The sequence below is a fragment of the Modestobacter excelsi genome, from assembly GCF_005930495.1.
GTDB lineage: Bacteria > Actinomycetota > Actinomycetes > Mycobacteriales > Geodermatophilaceae > Modestobacter > Modestobacter excelsi.
Genome location: NZ_SJEX01000005.1, coordinates 83755 through 104847, shown reverse-complemented (window position 1 = coordinate 104847; position 21093 = coordinate 83755). Strand labels below are relative to the sequence as shown.

At 74.1% G+C, this 21093-nt stretch carries 17 protein-coding genes; 3 read left to right on the top strand and 14 right to left on the bottom strand.

Features of this window, described 5'->3' with window-relative positions:
• Nucleotides 1-105: 105 nt before the first annotated feature.
• The 10 genes from FHL80_RS03490 to FHL80_RS03445 all read right to left on the bottom strand — a co-directional run bounded on the left by FHL80_RS03490 (nucleotide 106) and on the right by FHL80_RS03445 (nucleotide 12400).
• Complete coding sequence (locus FHL80_RS03490) at nucleotides 106-780, bottom strand: DUF4352 domain-containing protein (protein ID WP_138732068.1); 675 nt, start codon at nucleotides 778-780, stop codon at nucleotides 106-108.
• A gap of 188 nt (nucleotides 781-968) precedes the next feature.
• A complete protein-coding gene (locus tag FHL80_RS03485; protein ID WP_138732067.1) occupies nucleotides 969-1421 on the bottom strand; it encodes a hypothetical protein in 453 nt (150 codons plus the stop codon).
• A 101-nt stretch (nucleotides 1422-1522) separates the two neighbouring features.
• Nucleotides 1523-2314: a matrixin family metalloprotease gene (locus FHL80_RS03480; protein ID WP_138732066.1), complete on the bottom strand. Its 792-nt coding sequence runs from the start codon at nucleotides 2312-2314 to the stop codon at nucleotides 1523-1525.
• 65 nt (nucleotides 2315-2379) lie between these two features.
• Nucleotides 2380-3321 (bottom strand): matrixin family metalloprotease, encoded by a 942-nt coding sequence (locus FHL80_RS03475; protein WP_246078430.1) that lies wholly within the window; start codon nucleotides 3319-3321, stop codon nucleotides 2380-2382.
• Between the two features lie 87 nt (nucleotides 3322-3408).
• Nucleotides 3409-4104 carry a biosynthetic peptidoglycan transglycosylase gene (locus FHL80_RS03470; protein WP_216870383.1) on the bottom strand — a complete coding sequence of 232 codons (696 nt, stop codon included), beginning with the start codon at nucleotides 4102-4104 and terminating at the stop codon, nucleotides 3409-3411.
• A gap of 245 nt (nucleotides 4105-4349) precedes the next feature.
• A complete protein-coding gene (locus tag FHL80_RS03465) occupies nucleotides 4350-7577 on the bottom strand; it encodes a heavy metal translocating P-type ATPase (RefSeq protein ID WP_138732064.1) in 3228 nt (1075 codons plus the stop codon).
• Nucleotides 7578-7671: 94 nt separating this feature from the next.
• Nucleotides 7672-8115, bottom strand: coding sequence for a hypothetical protein (locus FHL80_RS03460; protein ID WP_138732063.1), 444 nt, complete (start codon nucleotides 8113-8115; stop codon nucleotides 7672-7674).
• A gap of 178 nt (nucleotides 8116-8293) precedes the next feature.
• Nucleotides 8294-10519 carry an MMPL family transporter gene (locus FHL80_RS03455; protein WP_138732062.1) on the bottom strand — a complete coding sequence of 742 codons (2226 nt, stop codon included), beginning with the start codon at nucleotides 10517-10519 and terminating at the stop codon, nucleotides 8294-8296.
• Nucleotides 10520-10596: 77 nt separating this feature from the next.
• On the bottom strand, nucleotides 10597-10830 hold the full coding sequence (locus tag FHL80_RS03450) for a heavy-metal-associated domain-containing protein (RefSeq protein WP_138732061.1): 234 nt from the start codon (nucleotides 10828-10830) through the stop codon (nucleotides 10597-10599).
• Between the two features lie 88 nt (nucleotides 10831-10918).
• Nucleotides 10919-12400, bottom strand: coding sequence for an MFS transporter (locus FHL80_RS03445; RefSeq protein ID WP_138732060.1), 1482 nt, complete (start codon nucleotides 12398-12400; stop codon nucleotides 10919-10921).
• A gap of 131 nt (nucleotides 12401-12531) precedes the next feature.
• On the opposite strand from FHL80_RS03445, the gene FHL80_RS03440 reads away from it, so the two are divergent.
• On the top strand, nucleotides 12532-15231 hold the full coding sequence (locus FHL80_RS03440; protein ID WP_138732059.1) for a helix-turn-helix transcriptional regulator: 2700 nt from the start codon (nucleotides 12532-12534) through the stop codon (nucleotides 15229-15231).
• 210 nt (nucleotides 15232-15441) lie between these two features.
• Here the strand turns inward: FHL80_RS03440 and FHL80_RS03430 are convergent, their stop codons facing one another.
• Nucleotides 15442-16017, bottom strand: coding sequence for an EAL domain-containing protein (locus FHL80_RS03430; RefSeq protein ID WP_138732057.1), 576 nt, complete (start codon nucleotides 16015-16017; stop codon nucleotides 15442-15444).
• A gap of 59 nt (nucleotides 16018-16076) precedes the next feature.
• On the opposite strand from FHL80_RS03430, the gene FHL80_RS03425 reads away from it, so the two are divergent.
• Complete coding sequence (locus FHL80_RS03425) at nucleotides 16077-16334, top strand: type II toxin-antitoxin system Phd/YefM family antitoxin (RefSeq protein ID WP_138732056.1); 258 nt, start codon at nucleotides 16077-16079, stop codon at nucleotides 16332-16334.
• Nucleotides 16331-16756, top strand: a complete 426-nt coding sequence (locus FHL80_RS03420; RefSeq protein WP_138732055.1) for a type II toxin-antitoxin system VapC family toxin — start codon at nucleotides 16331-16333, stop codon at nucleotides 16754-16756. The genes FHL80_RS03425 and FHL80_RS03420 overlap by 4 nt, the downstream gene beginning before the upstream one ends.
• 374 nt (nucleotides 16757-17130) lie before the next feature.
• Here the strand turns inward: FHL80_RS03420 and FHL80_RS26070 are convergent, their stop codons facing one another.
• From FHL80_RS26070 to FHL80_RS03405, 3 genes are all read right to left on the bottom strand, one after another.
• Nucleotides 17131-18324: an excalibur calcium-binding domain-containing protein gene (locus FHL80_RS26070; RefSeq protein ID WP_246078429.1), complete on the bottom strand. Its 1194-nt coding sequence runs from the start codon at nucleotides 18322-18324 to the stop codon at nucleotides 17131-17133.
• A gap of 141 nt (nucleotides 18325-18465) precedes the next feature.
• On the bottom strand, nucleotides 18466-19104 hold the full coding sequence (locus tag FHL80_RS03410) for a response regulator transcription factor (RefSeq protein ID WP_138732054.1): 639 nt from the start codon (nucleotides 19102-19104) through the stop codon (nucleotides 18466-18468).
• On the bottom strand, nucleotides 19101-21020 hold the full coding sequence (locus FHL80_RS03405; RefSeq protein WP_216870382.1) for a sensor histidine kinase: 1920 nt from the start codon (nucleotides 21018-21020) through the stop codon (nucleotides 19101-19103). Before FHL80_RS03405 ends, FHL80_RS03410 begins: the two co-directional genes overlap by 4 nt.
• Nucleotides 21021-21093 lie beyond the last annotated feature (73 nt).

Sequence of the window (21093 nt, the reverse complement as noted above, 5' to 3'; positions counted from 1 at the left end):
ACCTGTGGAAACAGCGCCGCCCCGCCCTCCGGGAGGAGAGCGGGGCGGCGTGGACCGGCCGGATCAGCGGCTACCGCGGCCACCGCAGCTTCGGCGATGGGCACATCAGCCCAGGTTCACCTTCACGCCGCCGGAGAACATCGAGTCGTGCAGCTCCATCTGGGTGAGCTGAGTGCCGGCGGGCACGTCGTAGACCAACTGGCCGTCGACCGCGCTGCCCGGGTTCAGCTGCTCGAGGAAGGAGTTCGCGTCACCCAGGTAGATGGCCGCGCCCGAGTCGGCGGAGTACTGCTTCTGCTGCGCGTCGAACGCCTTCTGGCTGGACGCGTCGAAGTACTGCGCCTCGTCACCGATGTTGGTGACGTGGAGCGACACGATGCAGTAGACGCCCTGCGCGGTGGACTGGGCGTACTGGCTGGCGCCGATCGTCGTCTGGGAGCAGTCCTGCCCGGTGACGGTGAACTCGAACTTCCCGTCCTTGACGGCCTGGTTCAGCCCCGCAGCCTGCGCCTCGCCGGAGTCGGACGACGAGCCACCGTCCGCGGAGGAGCCACCGTCGGATGTCGAGCCACTACCGGAAGAAGACGACGAGGTCGACGAGGACGACGAACCGCTCATGTTGGCAATGATGATGCCGACGATCACGACAAGGATGAGAAGAAGGATGAAACGCTTTTTCTTGAACCACGGCCGGCTGGCCTTCTGGTACGCCTTCGCGGCCTTGGCCTGCGCCTTGGCGTCCTTCGGGCTGTCGTAGAGAGGCGGCGTTGCTTGCGACACTGAGGTACTCCTGGGATGCGATTGGTGCGGCCGCATGGTGAGACGCTCAGCGCCCGTCCGTGGGCCAGTTGGTTGCATTCAGCCTATGCATAGGTTCCGGATCGGTATCGCAAGTGAGGACACAAGACCGCCCTCGCAATATGGCAAGACCTGTTCCTGATGCACCCAGCCTGCGATGCCCCCGACCCTCAGTTGCCCGCGTAGGCCGAGACGCCGAAGTGCCGCTTGCCGTGCGCGTCCTTCTGCACCAGCACCGTGTAGGCCTGCCCGTTGATGACCGCGGCGCAGCGGTCGCCGTCGCACTGGACGGTCTCCACCGTGGCGCCCTGGGTGGCGACGTTCTGCGCGACGGCGGCCTCGGTGTCGGAGTTCCGGTCGTCGATGCGGTCCTTCCAGAGCATCACGCCGGCGATCGCCACCGCGGCGACGATGACGGCGACCATCAGCGCGATCAGCGTGGCGGTGTGCCGGGCGATCCAGCCGGGCTCCGTGTCGGTCTCCTGGACGTTGCCCAGCGTCCCCTCGCTGACCGACGGGGCGGGGGTGCCCGGCTCGACGGTCGTGGCGCCGGTCGGCTGGGGGCTGAACGTCTGTGGGGCGACGGTGTTCGGGTCGGTCGGGGTGGTGCCGTCGGTGCTCATCAGGGCATGCCTCTTCCAGGTGCAGGGTCTGGGATGGCCGGGGCGTCGTGCGGCTCGCCGGCTGTCCCTCACGGTGTCACAGGTCCCTGTGCCGCCCGTCGTCAGAGGCCCGGTGCACACTCCCCTGCACCCAGCTGGGCCAGCCCGGCGAGATCACCCGCAGCGAAGTCCAGCACGTCGGCCGACCCCTGCGCGTCCATGAGCTGCGTCCGGTCGTCGACGTGATCGAGCCCGACGACGTGACCGAGCTCGTGCAGCACGGTCGCCCGGGCCTGCGCCCGGCCACCGGGCACGGAGAGCAGCTCGGTGAAGTGGTCGGCGTCGAGCTCGATGGACCCGCTGAGGTACACGGCCAGCCCCTCGCCCTCCGCGGACGCCGCCCGGCTGACTCCCAGCCCCACCGGGGCGCCCGCGAAGTCGGGGACCTCGGCAGCGGTCGCCCAGCTGATCAGCACCGGAGCCCAGCGGTCGCCGTACCGGTCGGGCTGGAACAGCGGCCGGGCGGAGCTCGGGTCCTCGGAGGTCTCGCCGTCGTCGACGAACTGCAGGCCGGTGATCGCGCTGACCTCGTCGACCGCGTCGGCGATGAGGCTGCGGCCACCGGTCGGCTCGTTCTCCGGGCGGACGACGTAGTGGATCGGGCGGCACGGGTCGTAGGCGACCGGCGTGACGCCGTCGTCCTGGACCTGCAGGAACGCGAAGCCGTCGTCGGAAGGGACGCTCATCGGGACACCCAGCGGCTGGGCGGCCTCCTCACCGCTCGGCGACGGTGCGTCCCACCACGTCTCGGCCGCGCTGCCGCTCCCGCCGAGGGACCAGCTGTCGGCCGGCATCGCCTCGCCGTCGATGACCCGGTGCAGGAAGAGGCTGATCACGCAGGCCGACACCAGCACTGCGATCAGCGTGGCGTTGGCGATCCGGACCCAGGACCAACCCGTCCGCCCCTGGGGGCGCCCTGTCACAGCTGCGGTTCGCAGCTGCCGGCGCCGAGCTGCGCCAGACCGGTGAGGTCGCCGCCGGCGAAGTCGAGGACGTCGGACGTCGACGCGTACATGAGCTGCTGCGGGTCGACCACGTGGTCCAGCCCGACGACGTGCCCGAGTTCGTGCAGGACGATCGCCCGGGCGATCGCGGCGCCGTTGGGCCACGTCATGAAGTCGGTGAGATCGGCCGCGTCGAGTTCCACGGTTCCCGTCACATAGACGTGTGGCCCGTCGCCCGCGGACACCGCCTGGCTGCCGCCGAGGCCGGCGACGTCGGCAGCGAAGTCGGGCTGCTCGGTGACCGTCTCCCAGCTGATGAGCACGGGTGCCCAGCGGTCGCCGTACCGGTCCGGCTGGAAAGCCTCCCGCTGCCCGGTCGGGTCCTCGTCGGTGGCGCCGTCGTCGACGAACTGCAGACCGGTCACCTGCGACATCCGGGCGACGGCGCTCTGGATCACCGTTTCCCCACCGGGCGGGGCGTTGTCCGGGCGGACGACGTAGTGCACCGGCCGGCACGGGTCGTAGGCGACGGGCGTGACGCCGTCGTCCTGGTGCTGGACGAAGGCGTAGGACCCACCGCCCGCCGGCGGTGTCATCGGCGTGCCGAGCGGGTCGTCGGACGAGTTGCCGCCGGGCGAGGGCATGGCCGGCGCGGGGGACGCCCCGGCCACCGAGGCGCCTCCCGGGAGCACCCCGAAGTGGGCGCCGACGAGACCTAGCCCGACGATGCAGACGACGAGGGCGGCGCCGCCGATGGTGGACCAGTTGCGCCGCTTGCGCCGTCGCGGCTCGCGCGGGCTCCAGCTGCGCCACGGGTCCGGCGGCGCGAGGGCCTGCGCCATCTCGTCGTGGACCCACTGCGGGATCCGTCCGGTGGGTGAGGACGGCGTGCGTCCCCGGTCGTCCTGCTCTCGCACGTCTCCCCTCCCAACTGCCCGTTGGCGTTCCGCTCCTCTTGGTAGCGGAGCGCAGGGGGTCGGACGACCCCTTGTCGCCCGGAGGGGTCAGGCGGCGGGGAGCAGGTCCCAGCTCTCGGCGGCGATCTGGCCGGCCTCGGTGCGCGAGAGGGTGCCGACGGCGACGAGCCGGGCGAGCACGTGCGCCTGGCGGTTGGCCGCGAGGTCGGGGTGCAGATGAGGGTCGTAGGCGGACGGCGCCTGGAAGAGGCCGGCGAGCAGGGTCGCCTGCGGCCAGCTGAGGTCGGCGGGCTCCACACCGAAGTAGCCCTCGGTGGCGGCCGTCAGGCCGTAGAAGCCGTGGCCGTAGTAGCCGTCGTCGAGGTACATGCAGAGCAACTGGTCCTTGCTCCAGGTGGCGTCGAGCTTGAGCGCGAGGACGACGGACTGCACGCGGTCGGTGAAGCCCTGCTGCCCGCCGGCGTAGAGGTTCTTGGCGAGCTGTTGGTCCAGGGTCGAGCCGCCCTCGTCGTGGCCGGTGAGCGCACCCCAGCCGGCCCGGACGGCGCCGATCGCGTCGACGCCGATGTGGTGCTCGAACCTGCTGTCCTCGGTGGCGATGAGGGCCTGGGCGAGGTTGTCGGGGACGTCGTCCTGCAGCGGGGTGCCGCCGTTGGCGGCGAGCTCGGCGGAGACGAGTTGCTGCGCGTCGTCGACGGACGGGGTGACGACCCAGGCGATCCCCAGCAGGACGGCGAGGGTGACGACGACGGCGGCCAGCGCCCGGCCGAGACGACGGAGCACCGTGAGCGCACGGCGTGGCGTGTCGACGGCTCGATCACGCGAGGGCGCAGCGGACGTCACCACTGCCTGGTCGCCTCCTGATCGCCCGGACGCCCCGGATCGGGCAGCTCCTCCTCGATCATGGAACGCCGGCGTCCTGGGGGCTCACTGTCAGTAGCCTCGGTCACCCCATCGGGCGACAGGACCGGCGGTCCGACGTCCCGCGGGAACGTCGGGACGCCATCCGTACGTCTCGGGTCCAGGGTTCACCGGGCCTGGACGGTGAACGGGACGGTGATGACGTCGCCGTCGGCGAGCCGGAACTGACCCCACACCTGGTAGACGCCGACGGTGGGGAACTCGACGTGCACGTCGAGCTCCGGGCCGAACGTGGTGCCGGGCAGCGCGAACACCGGCCGGCCCGCGTCGTCCGCCACCTCGGCGTGCTCGTGGGCGAAGGTCTCCCCGTCCGCGCGCATGACCACCACGTGACCGGCGGCGGCGAGGTAGGGCCGCAGGTCGTCGACCGGGCGGCCGGTCACGGCGTCGGTGAACGTGTAGTGCAGCTCGCTGCCGCCGACCTCCGCGTCACCGTCCAGCCGGACGCGCACGCCGCCGACGACCGCGGTGCGCGGCGCCTCGGCGAGCAGAGCCGGCTGCGGAGCGGCGCCCGCGACGGTGAGCACCTGCCGGGAGTGCACGTCGGCCAGCTGCCCCTGCCGGCGGAACTCGGTGTTGACGACGTAGCGGCCCGCGGTCGGGAACGTGACGTCGACGGCCAGCTGGCCGGGCCGGCCGGTCGGCTGCGGGTGGACATGCGCGAACGTGCCGAGGTCCTCCCGCGTGGCGATCAGGTGCATCCAGGCCTCGTGGCTGCGGGTGAGGTCCGCGACGGGCTCCCCCGTCGCACCGTGCACGACGCTGACCACCAGCCGGGCCGGCCGGCCGGGCCGCGCGTCGGCCGGCAGCTGCAGCCCCACCTCGACCCCGGCGTCGGCGGCGTCGACGGGCGGCACCTCGGCGGTCATCATCACGCTCATGGCCGGGCGCATCGGCATGCCGGTGCCCTGCACCCAGGCCAGCTGGCCGTTCATGCCGCGCTCGGCGGCGTCCATCCGCGACACCGCGGTCAGGCCCGCGCCCAGCGCCAGGGCGACGACGGCGATCCCGGTCAGGTAGGCGTACTGGCCGAGGCGGTCGCGCAGCGGCGGGCGCAGCACCTCCGCGACGGTGGCCGGGCGCCGGAAGCGGCGCAGCCGCAGCGCGTTCGTCACCACGCTGACCGAGCTCATCGCCATCGCCGCCGAGGCCAGCACCGGGTCCAGCAGCAGGCCGTGCCACCAGTACAGCGCGCCGGCGGCGACCGGGATGAGCAGCACGTTGTAGATCCCGGCCCAGGCGAGCCCGGACTTCATCGTCGTCACGGTCCGCCGGGACAGGGCGATCGCCGAGACGATGCCGCGCAGGTCGCCGCCGACCAGCGTGATGTCGGAGGCGGCGATCGCCACGTCGGCACCGGTGCCGATGGCGATGCCGACGTCGGCGGCCGACAGGGCGGCGGCGTCGTTGATGCCGTCGCCGGCCATCGCCACGACGTGGCCCCGATCCTGCAGCCGGCGCACCTGCGCCGCCTTGTCCGCGGGCAGCACCTCGGCCAGCACGGAGTCGATGCCGACCTGGTCGGCGATCGCGGCCGCGGTGGCCGCGTTGTCGCCGGTGAGCATCCACACCTGCACGCCCAGCGCCTGCAGCTGCGCGACGGCCTCGGCCGATCCGGGCTTGACCGTGTCGGCGACGGTCAGCACCGCCACCGCCACCCCGCCGACCGCGACGAACATCGGCGTGCGGCCGGCTGCGGCCTCGCGCCCGGCGGCGCCGGTGAGCGGGGCGACGTCCACGCCGCGGGCGGTCATCAGCGCGAGGTTGCCCACGAGCACCCGCTGGTCGCCGACGACGGCGTCGATGCCGGAGCCGGGCACGGCCTCGAAGGAGCGCAGCGCCGGCAGGTCGAGCGAGCGGGCGGTGGCGGCGGCGACGATCGCCTCGCCGACCGGGTGCTCGCTGCCGGTCTCCGCGGCGGCGACCAGGGCCAGCACGTCGTCCTCGGCCCAGCCGCCGAGGGTGGTGATGCCGGTGAGGGCGGGCGTGCCGCGGGTGAGGGTGCCGGTCTTGTCCAGGACGACGGCGGTCACCCGGCGCGCGGTCTCCAGCGCGTCGCCGTTGCCGATGAGGATCCCCAGCTCGGCGGCCCGGCCGGTGCCCACCATGACGGCGGTCGGCGTGGCCAGCCCGAGCGCGCACGGGCAGGCGATGATCAGCACCGCGATGGTGGTGCCGATCGCCATCGTCAGCCGGCCGGTCTCCGGGCCGAGCAGCGCCCAGGCCGTGAACGTGACCGCGGCCAGCCCCAGGACGACGGGCACGAACACGGCCGACACCCGGTCGGCCAGCCGCTGCATCGGGACCTTCGCGCCCTGCGCGTCCTCGACCAGCCGGACGATCTGGGCCAGCGCGGTGTCCGCACCGACCGCGGTGGCGCGCAGGACGACGGTGCCGGTGCGGTTGAGGGTCGCGCCGATGACGGGATCGCCGACGGTCTTGTCCACCGGCAGGCTCTCGCCGGTCAGCATGCTCTCGTCGAGCGCCGTCGCGCCGTCGGTGACCACCCCGTCGACCGGCACCTTCTCGCCGGGCCGCACCCGCACGAGGTCGCCGAGCAGCACCTGGTCCACCGGGACGTCGACCTCAGTGCCATCGCGGAGCACCCGGGCGGTCTTCGGCGCGAGGCCGACCAGGGCGGTGATCGCCGCGGCGGTCTGCTTCTTCGCCTTGGCCTCCAGCCACCGGCCGGCCAGCACCAGCGCCAGGACGACCAGCGACGTCTCGAAGTAGACGTGCAGCGGAAGGCCCCACCGCTCGGCGGCGGCCGGCCACAGGGTGACGAAGGCGCTGTACCCGTAGGCGACGCCCGTGCCGAGCGCGACGAGGGTGTTCATGTTCGTCGACCGGTGCCGGGCGGCGGCCCAGGCGGCGCGGTAGACGTCGCGGCCGGCCCAGAACTGGACGACGGTGGCGACGACGAGGATCGCCGGCATCAGCCAGTCCATCGCGTCGAGGTACAGCGGCACGTACATCAGCACCATGAGCCCGAGCCCGGTGGCGAGGGTGATCTGCCACCGCCGCCTCAGTGCCGCGAGCTCCCCGCCGTCGTCGTGACCGTCGTCGCCGGTCTGCGGGACGGCGGGCTGCTCCTCGGAGCGTGGGGTGGCGGTGTAGCCGGCCCGGGTCACCGCGGCGGTCAGCTCGGCTGGTCCGACCTGGGCGGGGTCGAACCGGACGGTGGCGACCTCGGTGGCGAGGTTGACCTCAGCGTCGGTCACGCCGTCGACCCGGCGCAGCGCCTTCTCCACCCGGCCGACGCAAGAGGCGCAGGTCATGCCGCCGATGTCCAGCGTGCAGGTGGCCGGCGGCGCGGTCTGGGCGGTGGTGGTCATCGTGCTCTCCCTGGTCGGACGGGGTGCTGGAAATGATCATCAGGAACGGCGAGGTCGGCACGGCGGCGGGAGCTGGCTCCCGCCGCCGGACGGCTCAGCAGGAGGCGTACTCGGACGGGCGCAGCAGCATCGCCGCGGCCATCGCCGGGAGCATCAGGACGTGGCCCCAGAGCATCAGCGCGCCCTCGCCGATGAGCCCGAGGGCCAGCGGCACGAACAGCGCCAGGAAGGGCAGGTACATCGCCGCGGCCATCTCCGCGATGGGCCGCCGGCGGTGGCCGCGGACCTTCATCCACGCCGACATGGCCACCGTCATGTCCGTCGCCATGATCAGCGCGCCGGAGTAGGGGTTCTCCATCAGCCAGCCCGCGCCGGCGGCGTCGAGGGCGAGGTTCCACACGGGGTGCAGGGCCACCATGCCGACGGCCATCGCCACCAGCATCTCGGCGAAGTGCCGGGTGAACTGAACGGCGCTCGGGCGGTGCGGGGCCCGCGCAGACGACTCGGTGCGGGGGGCGGGAACGGTGCCGGTCGGCATGGGAACTCCTCGACGGGGTGGGGTGCTGCGGTCGGGAGGAAGCGTCGGCGTCAGCCGCGGGGCGTCTCACCGGGGAAACCGCCGGGATGTGCGCGGGCCCGTCTCCGGGGCCGGGACGTGCAGCGGCGGTGGCCGCTGGGAGCGCAGCGGCCACCGCCGGGTGGGCAGGGAGGAGGTGTCAGCCGACGGACGTGAGCTCCTCGTCCGCAGCCGGTCGCGGTGCCGGGATCTGGTCGGTGGCCGCCGGGGGCTCGTGGCGGACGGCCGGCAGCCAGGTCAGCCAGCGCGGCAGGTACCAGTTGCGGTCACCCAGCAGCTGCATCACCGCGGGCAGCAGCAGCGCGCGGACGACGGTGGCGTCGAGCAGCACCGCCACCGCGAGCCCCAGCCCGACCTGCTTCATGTTGGTCGTCGACAACGTCACGAAGGTGGCGAAGACGAACACCATGATGATCGCGGCGCTGGAGACGACCCCGGCCGAGGCGGTGATGCCCTCGGTGACGGCCCGGCGGGTGGGCAGGCCGCGGTCATGGCCCTCGCGGATCCGGCTGAGGATGAAGACGTGGTAGTCCATCGACAGCCCGAACAGGATGACGAACAGGAACAACGGCACCCAGTTCACGATCGCGCCGGTCGACTGCACCCCGATCAGTGAGGCGCCGACCCCGTGCTGGAAGACCAGCACCAGCGTGCCGTAGGCGGCCGCCACCGACAGCAGGTTGAGCACGATCGCCGTCGCCGCCACCACGATCGAGCGGAACGACACCAGCAGCAGCGCGAAGGCGAGCACCAGCACGAACCCGAACACCCACGGGGTCCGCCCGGCGAGCTGGTCGCGGAAGGCGACCGAGCCGGCGGTGCTGCCGGTGACCACGGCGGTGGCGCCGTCAGCCGAGCCGACGGTGTCGTCGACGATGCCTTCGAGGGCGTGCAGCGCGTCGACCGACGCGCGGTCCTCCCCGTCGCCGGCCAAGGGCACCGAGACGATCGCCACCTCGCCGTCCGGGCTGGTCTGCACCTCGACCGGCTCGTTCATCCGGCCGGACCCGAGCGCGCGGGTGCGCAGCTCGCCGATCGCCGCCTGGATCCCCGGGGTGCCTACGTCGTCGGCCTCGATCACCACGCGGGCCGGGGACGAGCCGCCGGGGAACGCCTCGGCGATGCGGTGGTACGTCTGGATGACCGGCAGGTCCTGGGGCAGGTCGGTGATGCCCTCGTCGCGCAGCTGGAGCCCGGCGGCGGGGACGGCCAGCGCCACCAGCGCCCCGCCCGCGGCGAGCGCCGCGACCAGCGGCCTGCGCAGCACCGCGCCGAGGACCGCCGCCCAGAACCGGCCGGGGCCGGCCGTGGTGCGGCGGTGCAGCAGCGGGATGCGGCCCTTCTCGACACGGTCGCCGAGCCAGCTCATCAGCGCCGGCAGCACGGTCAGCGAGCCGAGCACCGAGCAGGCGACGACCAGGATGGTGGCCACGCCGATGCCGGTGAAGACCGGCATGCCGGTGAGGAACACCCCGGCCATGGCCACCATGACGGTCAGCCCGGAGATCAGCACCGAGCGGCCGGAGGTGGCCGCTGCGATGTCGAGGGCATCGGCGGCGCCGGCGCCACGGGCCCGCTCCTCGCGCTCCCGCTTGAGGTAGAACAGCGAGTAGTCCACCCCGACGGCCAGGCCGATGAGCAGCATGACCGTCTGCGCGGTGCCGTCGACGTGCCAGTTCTGGCTGACGTAGGTGAGCAGCCCGAGCGCGCCGACGAACGCGGTCAGCGCGAACCCCAGCGGCAGCAGCGCGGCGACGAGCGCGCCGAAGGTCAGCAGCAGGACGGCGAGGGTGATCGGGATCGCCAGGTACTCGGCCCGCTGGAAGTCCTCGGACAGCGCGCGGTCGAGGGCGACGTTCGCGCTGGTGTCGCCGAACTCGTCGACCCGGACGTCCGGGTGGCGTGCGGCCACGGCGGCGACGGCATCGGTGATGGGGCCGATCGCCGCCTCGGCGTCGGCGGGGTCCCCGGCGAGGTCGAAGGTGACCAGCGCCGAGCGGCCGTCGGCCGAGGTCAGCGGTGCGCCGTCCAGCGGGCTGGTCACCTGACCGACGTCCGGCGTGCGGCGCAGCGTGCCGGCCAGGTCGGTGAGCGCGGCCGTCACGGCGTCGGCGGAGGTGCTGCCATCGCGCTGGACCAGGACCATCTCCTCCGCCGGCCGCTGCCAGCCGTGGGCGTCGAGGATCTCCTGCGCCTGCCGGACCGGTCCGACGTCCTGCTCGGCGGTGGTCAGCTCGCCGCGTGGCAGCAGGCTGCCGAGCGCGATCGCCAGGACGACGAACGTCAGCCAGCCGAGCACGGCTGTCTTGCGGTGGCGGGCGCTCCACCGGCCCGTGCGGCCTGCGAGGTTGCCGGGTGTGTGCACGGTCGTGCTCCTGTCTGCGGGGAGGATCGCCGGGGCAGTGGGGGCCCGCCGGCGGCCGGGCCGAGGAGAGGGTCCGATCAGGGGACGAGGGCGTAGCCGGCCTCGTCGACGGCGGCGGCGATGTCGGCGCGGTCGATGGGGTGGGCGGCGGTGACGGTGACCGCGCCGGTGGCCAGGTCGACGGCGACCGCCTCGACGCCGGCCACGGCGGCGATCCCCTCGGTGACCGCGCGCCGGCAGTGCTCGCAGGTCATGCCGGTGACGGTGAAGGTGGTCGAGCCGATGAAGGTGCGGGGCGTGCTGGCGAGCATCGGAACTCCTCGTGGGTCGTGGTGGTGTCGGGGACGAGCGTCGGCGCGGGGCTGAGTGCCTCTCACCGGGAGAACCGCCGGGGATTGCTCAGTGGCCGTGGCCGTGGCCGTGCGCGCCGTGCCCGTGGCCGGCCGCCGTCCCGGGAGCGGGCTTCCCGCCGGGCACCGCGACGAGGGTCAGCAGGAACAGCGCGGCGACCACGCCCGTGGTGACGGTGAAGGCGCGGCCGTAGCCGTCGATCAACCCGGCCGAGGTGGTCAGGGTCCCGGCGACGGCGGTGAGCCCGGCGACGCCCAGGGCCGCGCCGATCTCGTGGCGGGTCATCATCAGGCCGGACGCGAGCCCCGAGCTCTCGGCGGGGACGTCGCCCATGGCGGCCATCGCGATGGCCACGAACACCGGCCCCACGCCGGCGCCGACGAGCAGGAAGCCGGGCAGCACGTCGGCGGCGTAGGAGGTGCCGCCGGCGGAGGCGGCCAGCAGCAGCACCCCACCGGCCAGGACGACGAGGCCGCCGAGGATGAGCGGACGGGCGCCGAGGTGACCGATCGCCTGCGACGCTGCGGTGGCGCCGAGCGTGAGGGCGCCGGCCAGCGGCAGGAACTCCAGGCCCGCGACCACCGGCGAGGCGCCGGTGACGGTCTGCAGGTACAGCGAGGTCAGGAACACTGCGCCGACGACGACGCCGGTGATGCCTGCCATCACCGCCGAGGCCGAGACCAGCGACCGGATCCGCCAGGTCGCCGGCGGGACCAGCGGGTCGGCGGCGCGGCGCTCCAGCCGGGCGAACGCCGTCAGCAGCACGGCAGCGGCGGCCAGCGGGACCCAGGTGCGGGGTGCGGTCCAGCCGGCGGAGCGGATGGCCTCGATGCCCAGCACGAGCGCCAGCAGCCCGGTCACCAGGGTCAGCGCACCCGGGACGTCGAGCCGGCGCAGCGCGCCGGGCTGCGCGGCACCGCGGTCGACGGTGCGGAGGGTGCCGAGGACGACGGCGATGCCGATGGGCACGTTGATGAAGAAGACCGCGCGCCAGCCGAGGGCGCTGGTCAGCACGCCACCGAAGAGCACGCCGGCGGCGATGCCCAGGCTGCCGACGGTCCCCCAGGCGGCGAGCGCGGTCTGCCGCTGCCGCCCGGCGTAGGCCGTCATGATGATCGACAGCGCCGCGGGGGTGAGCAGCGCGGCGCCGGCGCCCTGCGCGGCCCGGGACGCGATCAGCTCCCATGGGGCCTGGGCCAGCGCGCTGGCCAGCGAGGCGGCGGTGAACAGGCCGACGCCGGTGAGGAAGGCCCCGCGGCGGTTGAGCAGGTCGGCGATGCGCCCGCCGAGCAGCAGCAGCCCGCCGGAGAGCAGCACGTAGGCGGAGATCGTCCACTGGTAGTCCGCGGCCGACAGGTGCAGGCCGCGGCCGATGGAGGGCAGCGCGACGTTCACGACGGAGACGTCCAGGACCACCATCACCTGGGCGGCGATCATCAGGCCGAAGGTGGTCCAGGGCCGGCGGGGTTCGTCCGGGGCCCGGTCGTGCACGTGCGGATGCGGGTGGGCGGCGGCGGTGTGGGCCGACATGGCTCCTCCTCCGGAGGCTGGGGTGGTGCGGTCGAGTGCCACGCTCGCCGCCGTCCCGCCCGCTCTCGCCGGGGATTTCGCCAGGTTCCGGTCCGGCCGCCACGGCCGCCGCGGCCGGTAGCGTCCCCGCCGTGCTGCGGGACCGGGAGCGCGCGACGATCACCGCCCTGCTGGACGCCGCACGTTCGGGCACCGGCGGGGCGCTCGTCGTCCGCGGGGTGGCCGGGGCCGGCAAGTCGACGTTGCTCGCCGACGCCGTCGCGGCCGCCTCCGGCATGCGGGTGCTGCGCACGTCGGGGGTGGAGTCGGAGTCGCCGCTGGCCTTCGCCGCGCTGCAGCGGTTGCTGTGGCCGCTGCGCGCCCGGCTCGACGGGTTGCCGGGGCCGCAGCGAGCGGCGCTGGGCGCTGCGCTCGGCGAGGCCACCGGCGAGGGCGAGCGGTTCCTGGCCTTCCTGGGCACGTTGAGCCTGCTCGCCGACGCCGCGGACGAGGCGCCGCTGCTGCTCGTCGTCGACGACGCGCACTGGCTCGACGACGCCTCGTCGGCGGCGCTGCTGTTCGTGGCGCGGCGGCTGCAGGACGAGCGGGTGGCGCTGCTGTTCGCCGCCCGCGACGGCGACGCACGGAGCTTCGACGCACCCGACCTGCCCGCCGTCGCCCTGGGCGGGGTGACCGGAGCGGACGCCGACGCGCTGCTGGCCGGCCACGACGGCGGCGGGATCGACCCCGGGGTGCGCGACCAGCTGGTGACCGGCACCGGCGGCAACCCGCTGGCGCTGGTCGAGCTGGCCCGGGTGCTCACCGGCGAGCAGCTCGCCGGCCGGGCGCCGCTGCCTGCTCCTCTCCCGCTGACCGGCGGGGTGGAGCGCGGGTTCCTAGACCGGCACCGCCGCCTGGACGAGCTCGGGCAGCGGTTCCTGCTCGTCGCTGCGGCCGACGACACCGCGCGGCTGACCGTCGTCCGCGACGCCGCCGAACGGCTCGGCGCCGGTGCCGACGCCCTGGACGACGCCGAGCGGTCCGGGTTGCTCGGAGTCGACGGCGACGTGGTGTCGCTGTACCACCCGCTGGTGCGCTCGGCGGTGTACCGGGCGGCGACCAGCGCGCAGCGTCGCGCCGCGCACCACGCGCTGGCCGAGGTGCTCGCCGGCGACCCCGACCGGCGTGCCTGGCACCTGGCCGCGGCCGCCGACCGGCCCGACGACGACGTCGTCGCGGCGCTCGACGCCGTGGCCGAGCGGGCCGCCGCCCGCGGTGGGCACGAAGCAGCGGCTGCCGCCTGGTCCCGCGCCGCTGAGCTGACCACCGGCGGGGACGCCCGCGGCCGGCGGCTGCACCGGGCCGCGTCCTCGGCCTGGCTGGGCGCGCACCCGTCGCAGGCGGTCGCGCTGGCCACCGCCGCCGCGGCCGCGGTGACCGATCCGCTGGTGCGGGCGCAGCTGCTGACGCTGCAGGCCCAGATCGCGTGGAACACCAGGTCCCTCGACGAGGGCTACGACGTCGTCCTGCAGGCCGTGCAGGTCGCCGCCGGGGTGGACGAGGCCATGGCGCAGCTGCTGGCGATGCTCGCCGCCTCGCTGGCCGCCTTCGGCGCCCACTCCGCCCGCGACGTCGACCCGGCGGCGCTGGTCGCTCCGCCGGCAGCGGACGCGTCGGCACGGGTGCGCGCCGCCGCCGCCCTGCGGCTCGGGTTCCTCGCCGCCGCCCGCCACGACTGGGCGGCGATGGCGGAGTGCTTCCGCGCCGGCTTCGCCCTCACCGACACCGACCCGCTCGACGACCACGTGCTGCAGCCCAACCTCGCCATCGCCGCGGTGTTCCTGGGCGACGACGAGCGGGCGCTGCGGCTGCACGAGCACCAGCTCACCGCGGCCCGAGCCGCCGGTGCGCTGAACATGGTGGAGCACGCGCTGACCCGCGGAGCGCAGGTCCAGCTCGTCGTCGGGGCCTGGTCGCAGGCCGCGGCGGCGGCGGAGGAGGCGCTGCCGCTGACCGCCGCCACCGGCCACCCCGGGCTGAGTGCGCTGCCGCACGCCCTGCTCGCCGCGGTGGCCGCGCTGCGCGGGGAGGACCCCGATGCCCACCTCGCCGAGGTGACCGCGATCCGGGCGGCGCACCCGCTCGGGGTCAGCGACGTCCTCGTCGTCGGCCTGCTGCACTGGGCCCGCGCGCTGGGCGCCGCTGCGCAGCCGACGACCGCGCTGCACCACCTGGAGCAGATCAGCGAGGCGGGGCTGCGCCGGGCGGCGGCGGTCGACCGGATCGAGACCGCCGTCCGCGCGGGACGTCCGGACCTGGCGCGCACCTGGGTGGACGAGCTGGCGGACTACGCCGCGGGGACCGGCACGCCGGCGGCGACCGCGGTCGTCGAGCACGGCCGCGCCCTGCTCGCCGACGACGCCGAGGTGCACTTCGAGCGGGCGCTCGCCGCGCACGCGCACTCCCAGCGGCTGCCCGACCGGGCTCGGACCGAGCTGGCGTACGGGGAGCACCTGCGGCGCGCCCGCCGGCGGGTCGACGCCCGCGCCCACCTGCGCGCCGCGCTGGCGCTGTTCGAGCAGCTCGGCGCCGGCTCCTGGGCCGAGCGAGCGGCGCAGGAGCTGCGCGCCTCCGGGGAGACCGCCCGCCGCCGCGACGTGAGCACCGCGGCCGACCTGACCGCGCAGGAACGCCAGGTGGCCGGGCTGGTCCGGCAGGGGCTGTCGAACCGGGACGTCGCCGCGCGGCTGTTCGTCTCCCCGCGGACGGTCGACTTCCACCTGCGCAACGTGTTCAGCAAGCTCGGCGTCACCTCACGCGCCGAGCTCACCGCCCTGGCGCTCGAGCTGTAGCGGACCCGGCGGTTTTCCCGGCCTGAGGTCGGCGGTCCGTTCCCGGCGTCGTCGGCATGACCTTCGACGTGATCGTGATCGGCGCCGGCCAGGCCGGCCTCGTCCTCGGGCACCACCTCGCGCCGCGCGACGCGGATTTCCTCCTGCTGGACGCCGACCACGAGGCGGACGAGGTGCTCGACGTCCGGCGCCGCATCAGGCACGACGGAGTCAGGACATCGATGGAGCGAGACTTCCGGTGGCCAGGCGGTCGGTGGTGCGCGGGTGGGCGGTCTCGCCGTCCGGTCGGTGGCCGAGGGAGGCGATGAGCACGTCGAGCGGCACCGGTCGGCCGTGCAACCAGCCCTGGGCGAAGGAGCAGCCGACATCCCGCAGCAGTGCATCCTGCTCCGCCGTCTCCACGCCCTCGGCGATCACCTTCAGCCCCAGGGCGCCGGCCATCCCCACGATGCTGCGCAGCATCTGCGCCCGACGGGCCGAGGTGGTGATCTGGGCGATGAAGGAGGAGTCGACCTTGAGGATGTCGACCGGGAGGGTGTCGAGCCGGCTCAGCGACGAGTACCCGGTGCCGAAGTCGTCGAGGGCCACCTGGACGCCCATGGCCCGCAGTGCGTGCAGGGTGGCGACGGCGGTGGTGGAGTCGGCCTCCAGCACGCTCTCGGTCACCTCCAGCACGGTCTGCTCGGCCAGTCCCCCCGCCACGGCCTCGCCGCCGGCGGCAGACGAGCTCCAGGTCGCCGAGTACAGCGAGCAGGTCGTGGGCTCGGACGTCCGGGCGTACGACACCTCCCGACTGTTGGACTGTGGCTACAGTTTCGGGATACTTGTAGCCACATGGAGGCGCTGTGACGAGCATCGGCATCCGCGAGCTGCGTGACGCCCTGAGCAAGCACATCGCACAGGTTCGCGAAGGCGCCACCATCACGGTGACAGACCACGGCACGCCGGTGGCGCGCATCGTCCCCGTCGGGACCCCGTCCGCCTTGGAGCAGCTGATCGCCGAGGGCGTCGTCCAGCTGCCGGCCCACCGCAAGCGCCCCGCGCCGGATCCGGTCGTCGCTGACGTGTCGCTCTCGGAGACCGTGCTCGCCGACCGTCGGTGATCCTGTACCTGGACACGTCGGCGCTCGTGTCCCTCCTGGTCACCGAAGCGTCCTCGCCCCGCTGCCGTCGCCTGTGGGATGACGCGGACCTGGTGCTCTGCTCGGCGCTCGGGCACGTCGAGGCGTGCGCTGCCCTGGCGCGGACCGAGCGATCGGGTCGCCTCTCCCACTCGGCGCTGGAAGCCGCGACGCAACTGCTGGCCGTTCTCTGGACTGACGTCACCGTCGTGCCGGCGGACGAGCCGCGATTGCATGCCTCCGCGGCGGCGGCGCTGCGCCACGGTCTGCGCGGGTACGACGCCGTCCACTGCGCCGCCGCACTGTCCGTCGCCGACGAGGACCTGATCGCGGCCAGCGGCGATCACGAGTTGCTCACCGCATGGCTAGAGGACGGATTGGCCGTCGTCGACACGAACGCCTGAGCCGGTCGCGCCCGACCGGGGCGCCACCGAGCGCTACGCGATACCGATCCGCGGTCCGTGATCCGCTCAGCCGCTCGTTCCGACGGCGCAGCAGCCGCGAGCGTCGCGTCGCGCCAAAGCGTCCACCCGGCAGCGGGCGGGTCGGTGGTGCACGCCGGGACCCCCACCTGTTCGAGCAGGCGGCCGAAGCTCTCGCCCTCCGAGAGCCGCCGGCCCTCATCGCTGTGGGCGAGCCTCTTCCTCAACGCCACCGATTCCGGTGCGCGTTCGTCGTCCCACGAGGCCGAGGACGATCCGCTGCCACCGCGGGACGAGCAGCGACGCCTCGACGTTCCCGCGGGAACGTCGAGGCGTCGTTGCTCAGGTGGCCGCGATCACTCGCAACCGACACCGTCGTCGTTGCGGTCGAACTTGGGCTGGAAGCCGGGGTCGCCGGGGTAGATCGGGGCAGCGCCCGCCGCGCGGACGGCGTCGCAGTTCGCGTACGAAGCGCCGCCAGCCGCCGGGGCCTCGACGACCCCGACGCCCGCTCCGGAGGAACCGGTCCCCGACGTTCCGCTCCCACCTGAGACGGTCCCGCTGCTGGACCCGCCAGCTGAGCCACCGGTGGCTGCCTGGACCGGTTTGGTCCAGGTGTAGGTGCAGCTGGCCGAGGCGGCCTGACCCGCAGAGTCGGTGAGAACAGCGCTCACCGCAAACGTGCCGGCGACCTTGTAGGTGTGCGAGAAGATGGCGGCCAGGTGCTGGTCGTCGCCGGTGTACTCGTCGCCATCGCCGTAGTTGATCGTCAACGAGTACGGGGCCGCTGCCGAGATCTGCTGGCCGTAGACCAGGGACGCCGCCGTGCCGCCGTTCGGGCAGGTGATGGCCATGACGGGGGCCGGCGGGAGAACGGGCGCCTGGCTCATCGTGGTCGCCGGCGCCGCCACCAACGGCTTCGGAGCCGCGGAGGTCGTCCTGGGGGCCGAGGTGGTCGGTGCTGCGGACGACGTCGGCGCCGCCGCTTCGGCAGCCGTGTTGTCCGTGGCGGTCTCCGGCGTCAGCGCTCCGCCGATGCCCATGGCGACGAAGCCGGCCACACCCACGGCCGCGGCAGCACGGCGACCCACGATCCGCGCCCAGGTCGCGCCGCCGCGTACGACAGCTATCGCGCCGATGACGAAAGCCGCAAAACCCAGCGTGCCGATGGCCGCACCGATGCCGCTCGCGATGGCAACGAGGACGACCAGCAGGCCGACGATCGTGGCGACGCCGATGAGGATCTTGTTGGGCTCACCTCCCGACCTTTCGGTGGTGTCTGACTGAGCCACATCGCTCCCCTCGATCAGCGCCCCTGTGACGCTGCTGAGCGGAGTCTGTACTCGGTCGGGGGCGACGCCACTGAAGGTGGATGCGTCAGGCAACCCCTGTGTCGAAGCAGGAGCAGAGTGGCTGATGGGACCGGGCCTCGCCCGGACGAGTTCGATGTTCGCCGTGCCGACTGGGTGAAGGCCCAGCTCGAACCGGAACCTTCGCGGTGACGACGACCGTCGCCGCAGGGGCGCCCGCAACTGCTTTCGTATGCCCATCAAGGTCTCGCGGGAGCCCGCTCGACCGCCATGCCAAGGGCTGAAGCGACGACCACGCTGCGACAACCCCAGGCAACGGCCTTTGACTCGGTGGCCCTGCATGGCGGGCGAGGGCGGCGATACCCCCACGGAATCAAGCGGTCATCGGCCCAGGCCCGCCTCGCGAGCTCGGGCGACGGCGGCCGAGCGGTCGGGCACCTGCAGCTTGGTGAGCACGGCGGAGACGTGGTTACGCACCGTCTTGTCCGACAGAGCCAGCCGCTGGGCGATCCGCCCGGTCGACAACCCGGCCGCGAGCAACTCGAGCACCTGCCGTTCCCGCTCAGTCAGCTCGGGGAACGCCGGGGCACGGGAGCCCGTGCCGGTGAGCGCGTCGACGACCCGCCGGGCGACCGCCCCGCCGTAGACCGCGTCGCCGCCGGCGACCGCCAGCACCGCCCGCACGATCTCCTCCCGGTCGGCCCCCTTGAGCAGGTAGCCACGGGCCCCTGCCCGGAGCGCGCCGAACAGCGAGGCGTCGTCCTCGTGCATGGTGAGCACGAGGACGCCCAGCCGGGGGTGCCGGCGGGACAGCTCGTCGATCGCGGCTGCGCCGGAGAGGCGGGGCATCGACAGGTCGGTGAGGACGACGTCCGGCAGGCAATGGTCCACCACCGCCAGCAGTTCGGCCCCGTCGGACGCCTCGCCGACGACCTCCACCTCTGGTGAGGCGTCGAGGACTGCCCGCAGGCCGAACCGGTACATCGGGTGGTCGTCGGCGAGAACGACGCGCACGGTCATCCGGATGCCTCCAAGGGCAGGCCGGCGACCACGCGGGTGCCGCCGGGTCCACTCGTCACGGTGAGCTCGCCACCGACCGCTCGCGCCCGGGTGCGCATCGAGTCCAGCCCCACGCTCCCGGGTCGCCCGGCGCCGGCCGCCTCGAAGCCGGTGCCGTCGTCGATCACGGCGACCTCCAGCCGTCCGTCCCGGGCGCACAGACCCACCTCGGCCGACCGGGCGCGGGAGTGCCGCGCCACGTTGGTCAGCGCCTCCTGGGCGATGCGGTAGGCGGCGGTCTCGACGTCGGGCAGCAGCGGCGGGAGCGCGTCCGCCGTCACCCGGACCGGCATCGTCGGGGCTAGAGCGGCGGCGTGCCGCTGCACCGCGGCCAACAGCCCGATGTCGTCGAGCGGGGTGGGGCGCAGTCCGTCGAGGATCCGGCGCACCTCCCGCACTGCGGCGTCGACCTCGTCCTTGAGCCGGGCGAGCAGCCCGGCGCTGAGCGGGTCCGCCTGCTGGCCAAGGTGCGCCTGCACGGCCTGCACACCCAACCCGATCCCGGCCAGCGACGGACCGAGGCCGTCGTGCAGGTCGCGACGGATCCGGTCGCGCTCGGTGTGCGTCGCGGACAGCACCCGGTCGCGCTCGCGTTCCAGCGCCCGGGTCAGCTCCAGCGCGCGGACGACGACGGCCACCTGCGGCGCCAGCGCGGCTAGCAGCTGCCGGTCCGCCGCGGTGAACGGCTCGCCGGGGCGCCGCTCGGCCACCTCGAGGGTGCCGACGTCGTTCCCGCCGACGCGTAGCGGTACGGCGACGGTCCCGGCCGGGTCGGCTGCCTCTCCGGCCGGTCGGACCCGGGCCGCCGGAGCGCGCAGGGCCGTGGTGACCGTGTCGAGGACGGCGGGCAGCAGGTCGTCCTCGTCCGCGCTGGCCACCCGGTCACCCAGCTCGGTCACCGCGGCGACCGGGTCGCGGCGCTGCCCGTAGACGAACCGGTCGGCCGCGGACTGCAGCCGGTTCCGCGCCGGGCTGAGCGCCACCGCGAGCAGCGCCGCCGCGACCGCGCCGGTGACCGGCGGGAGGGTGCGACCGAACGCCGCCGCGGCTGCCCCGGCGACCGCGAGGTAGCCGACGACGACGGCGCCGGTGAGCGCGAGGTAGACCAGGCCCCGGCTGACCACGATGCCGAGCAGCCGGTAGCGGACGACCCCGATGAGCACCGCCCCCGGCACCATGAGCGCCAGCGTCCCGGTCACCCAGCCCGGCGTCGGGGAGAGGAACACGGCGACCATCAGCGGCAGCACGACGCAGACCAGCCAGGCCAGTTGTGGGCGCTCCGCCGTCCGGGCACGGACGACGCGGACCACTGTCCCGACCCAGATCGTGACCGCACCGCCGACCACGACCCCGCCGGCGGCGACGAGCAGACCGGTCGTCCACCAGGTCTGCGGCAGCGCCACCGGTGCGGCTCCGGAAGCATTGTCGTCGTAGGCCTCCTGACTGAGGCTGCCGACGACCGTGACCACGGCCAGCCCCATCGCGACGGCGCCCACCGGCCACCCCCACCAGCGCGCCGGCAACCAGCCGGACGGGTAGACGGCGACCAGCACCGTCGCCGGTAGGACCAGCGAGGGCAGCCAGACCATCGAGGTCGCCTGGGCGACCACCCGGGCCAGCGGCCAGTCGGGGTCCGCGCGGTCCACGCCGTAGCTGCCGTAGGTGTTGCCCGCGATGCTCAGCGCCTGCAGCAGCCCGATGAGCACCAGGAGCCAGCCGATCGCGTTCCGCGGCCGCAGGTGCACCAGCAGCGCGCCGGTCGCGGCGCAGACGATCGCGTAGACCCCGCCGAAGTCGAGGACGTAGAGGTCCGGCGCCCGCGCCGCGACCCACACCGACAGTGCCGTCGCGGCTGCACAGAGGACGACCGCCGTCACGGCGACGCACGTGGTTCCCCACCGGGACCTCATCGCCTCAGTGTGGCCGGACGGTGTCCCGGCCAGGCCCCTC

Excerpts from the sequence above, each read along its gene's own strand:
- FHL80_RS03485 (WP_138732067.1), bottom strand. The coding sequence starts at position 1,421 with ATGAGCACCGACGGCACCACCCCGACCGACCCGAACACCGTCGCCCCA.
- FHL80_RS03465 (WP_138732064.1), bottom strand. The coding sequence starts at position 7,577 with ATGACCACCACCGCCCAGACCGCGCCGCCGGCCACCTGCACGCTGGAC.
- FHL80_RS03460 (WP_138732063.1), bottom strand. The coding sequence starts at position 8,115 with ATGCCGACCGGCACCGTTCCCGCCCCCCGCACCGAGTCGTCTGCGCGG.
- FHL80_RS03450 (WP_138732061.1), bottom strand. The coding sequence starts at position 10,830 with ATGCTCGCCAGCACGCCCCGCACCTTCATCGGCTCGACCACCTTCACC.
- FHL80_RS03445 (WP_138732060.1), bottom strand. The coding sequence starts at position 12,400 with ATGTCGGCCCACACCGCCGCCGCCCACCCGCATCCGCACGTGCACGAC.
- FHL80_RS26070 (WP_246078429.1), bottom strand. The coding sequence starts at position 18,324 with ATGGGCATACGAAAGCAGTTGCGGGCGCCCCTGCGGCGACGGTCGTCG.
- FHL80_RS03410 (WP_138732054.1), bottom strand. The coding sequence starts at position 19,104 with ATGACCGTGCGCGTCGTTCTCGCCGACGACCACCCGATGTACCGGTTC.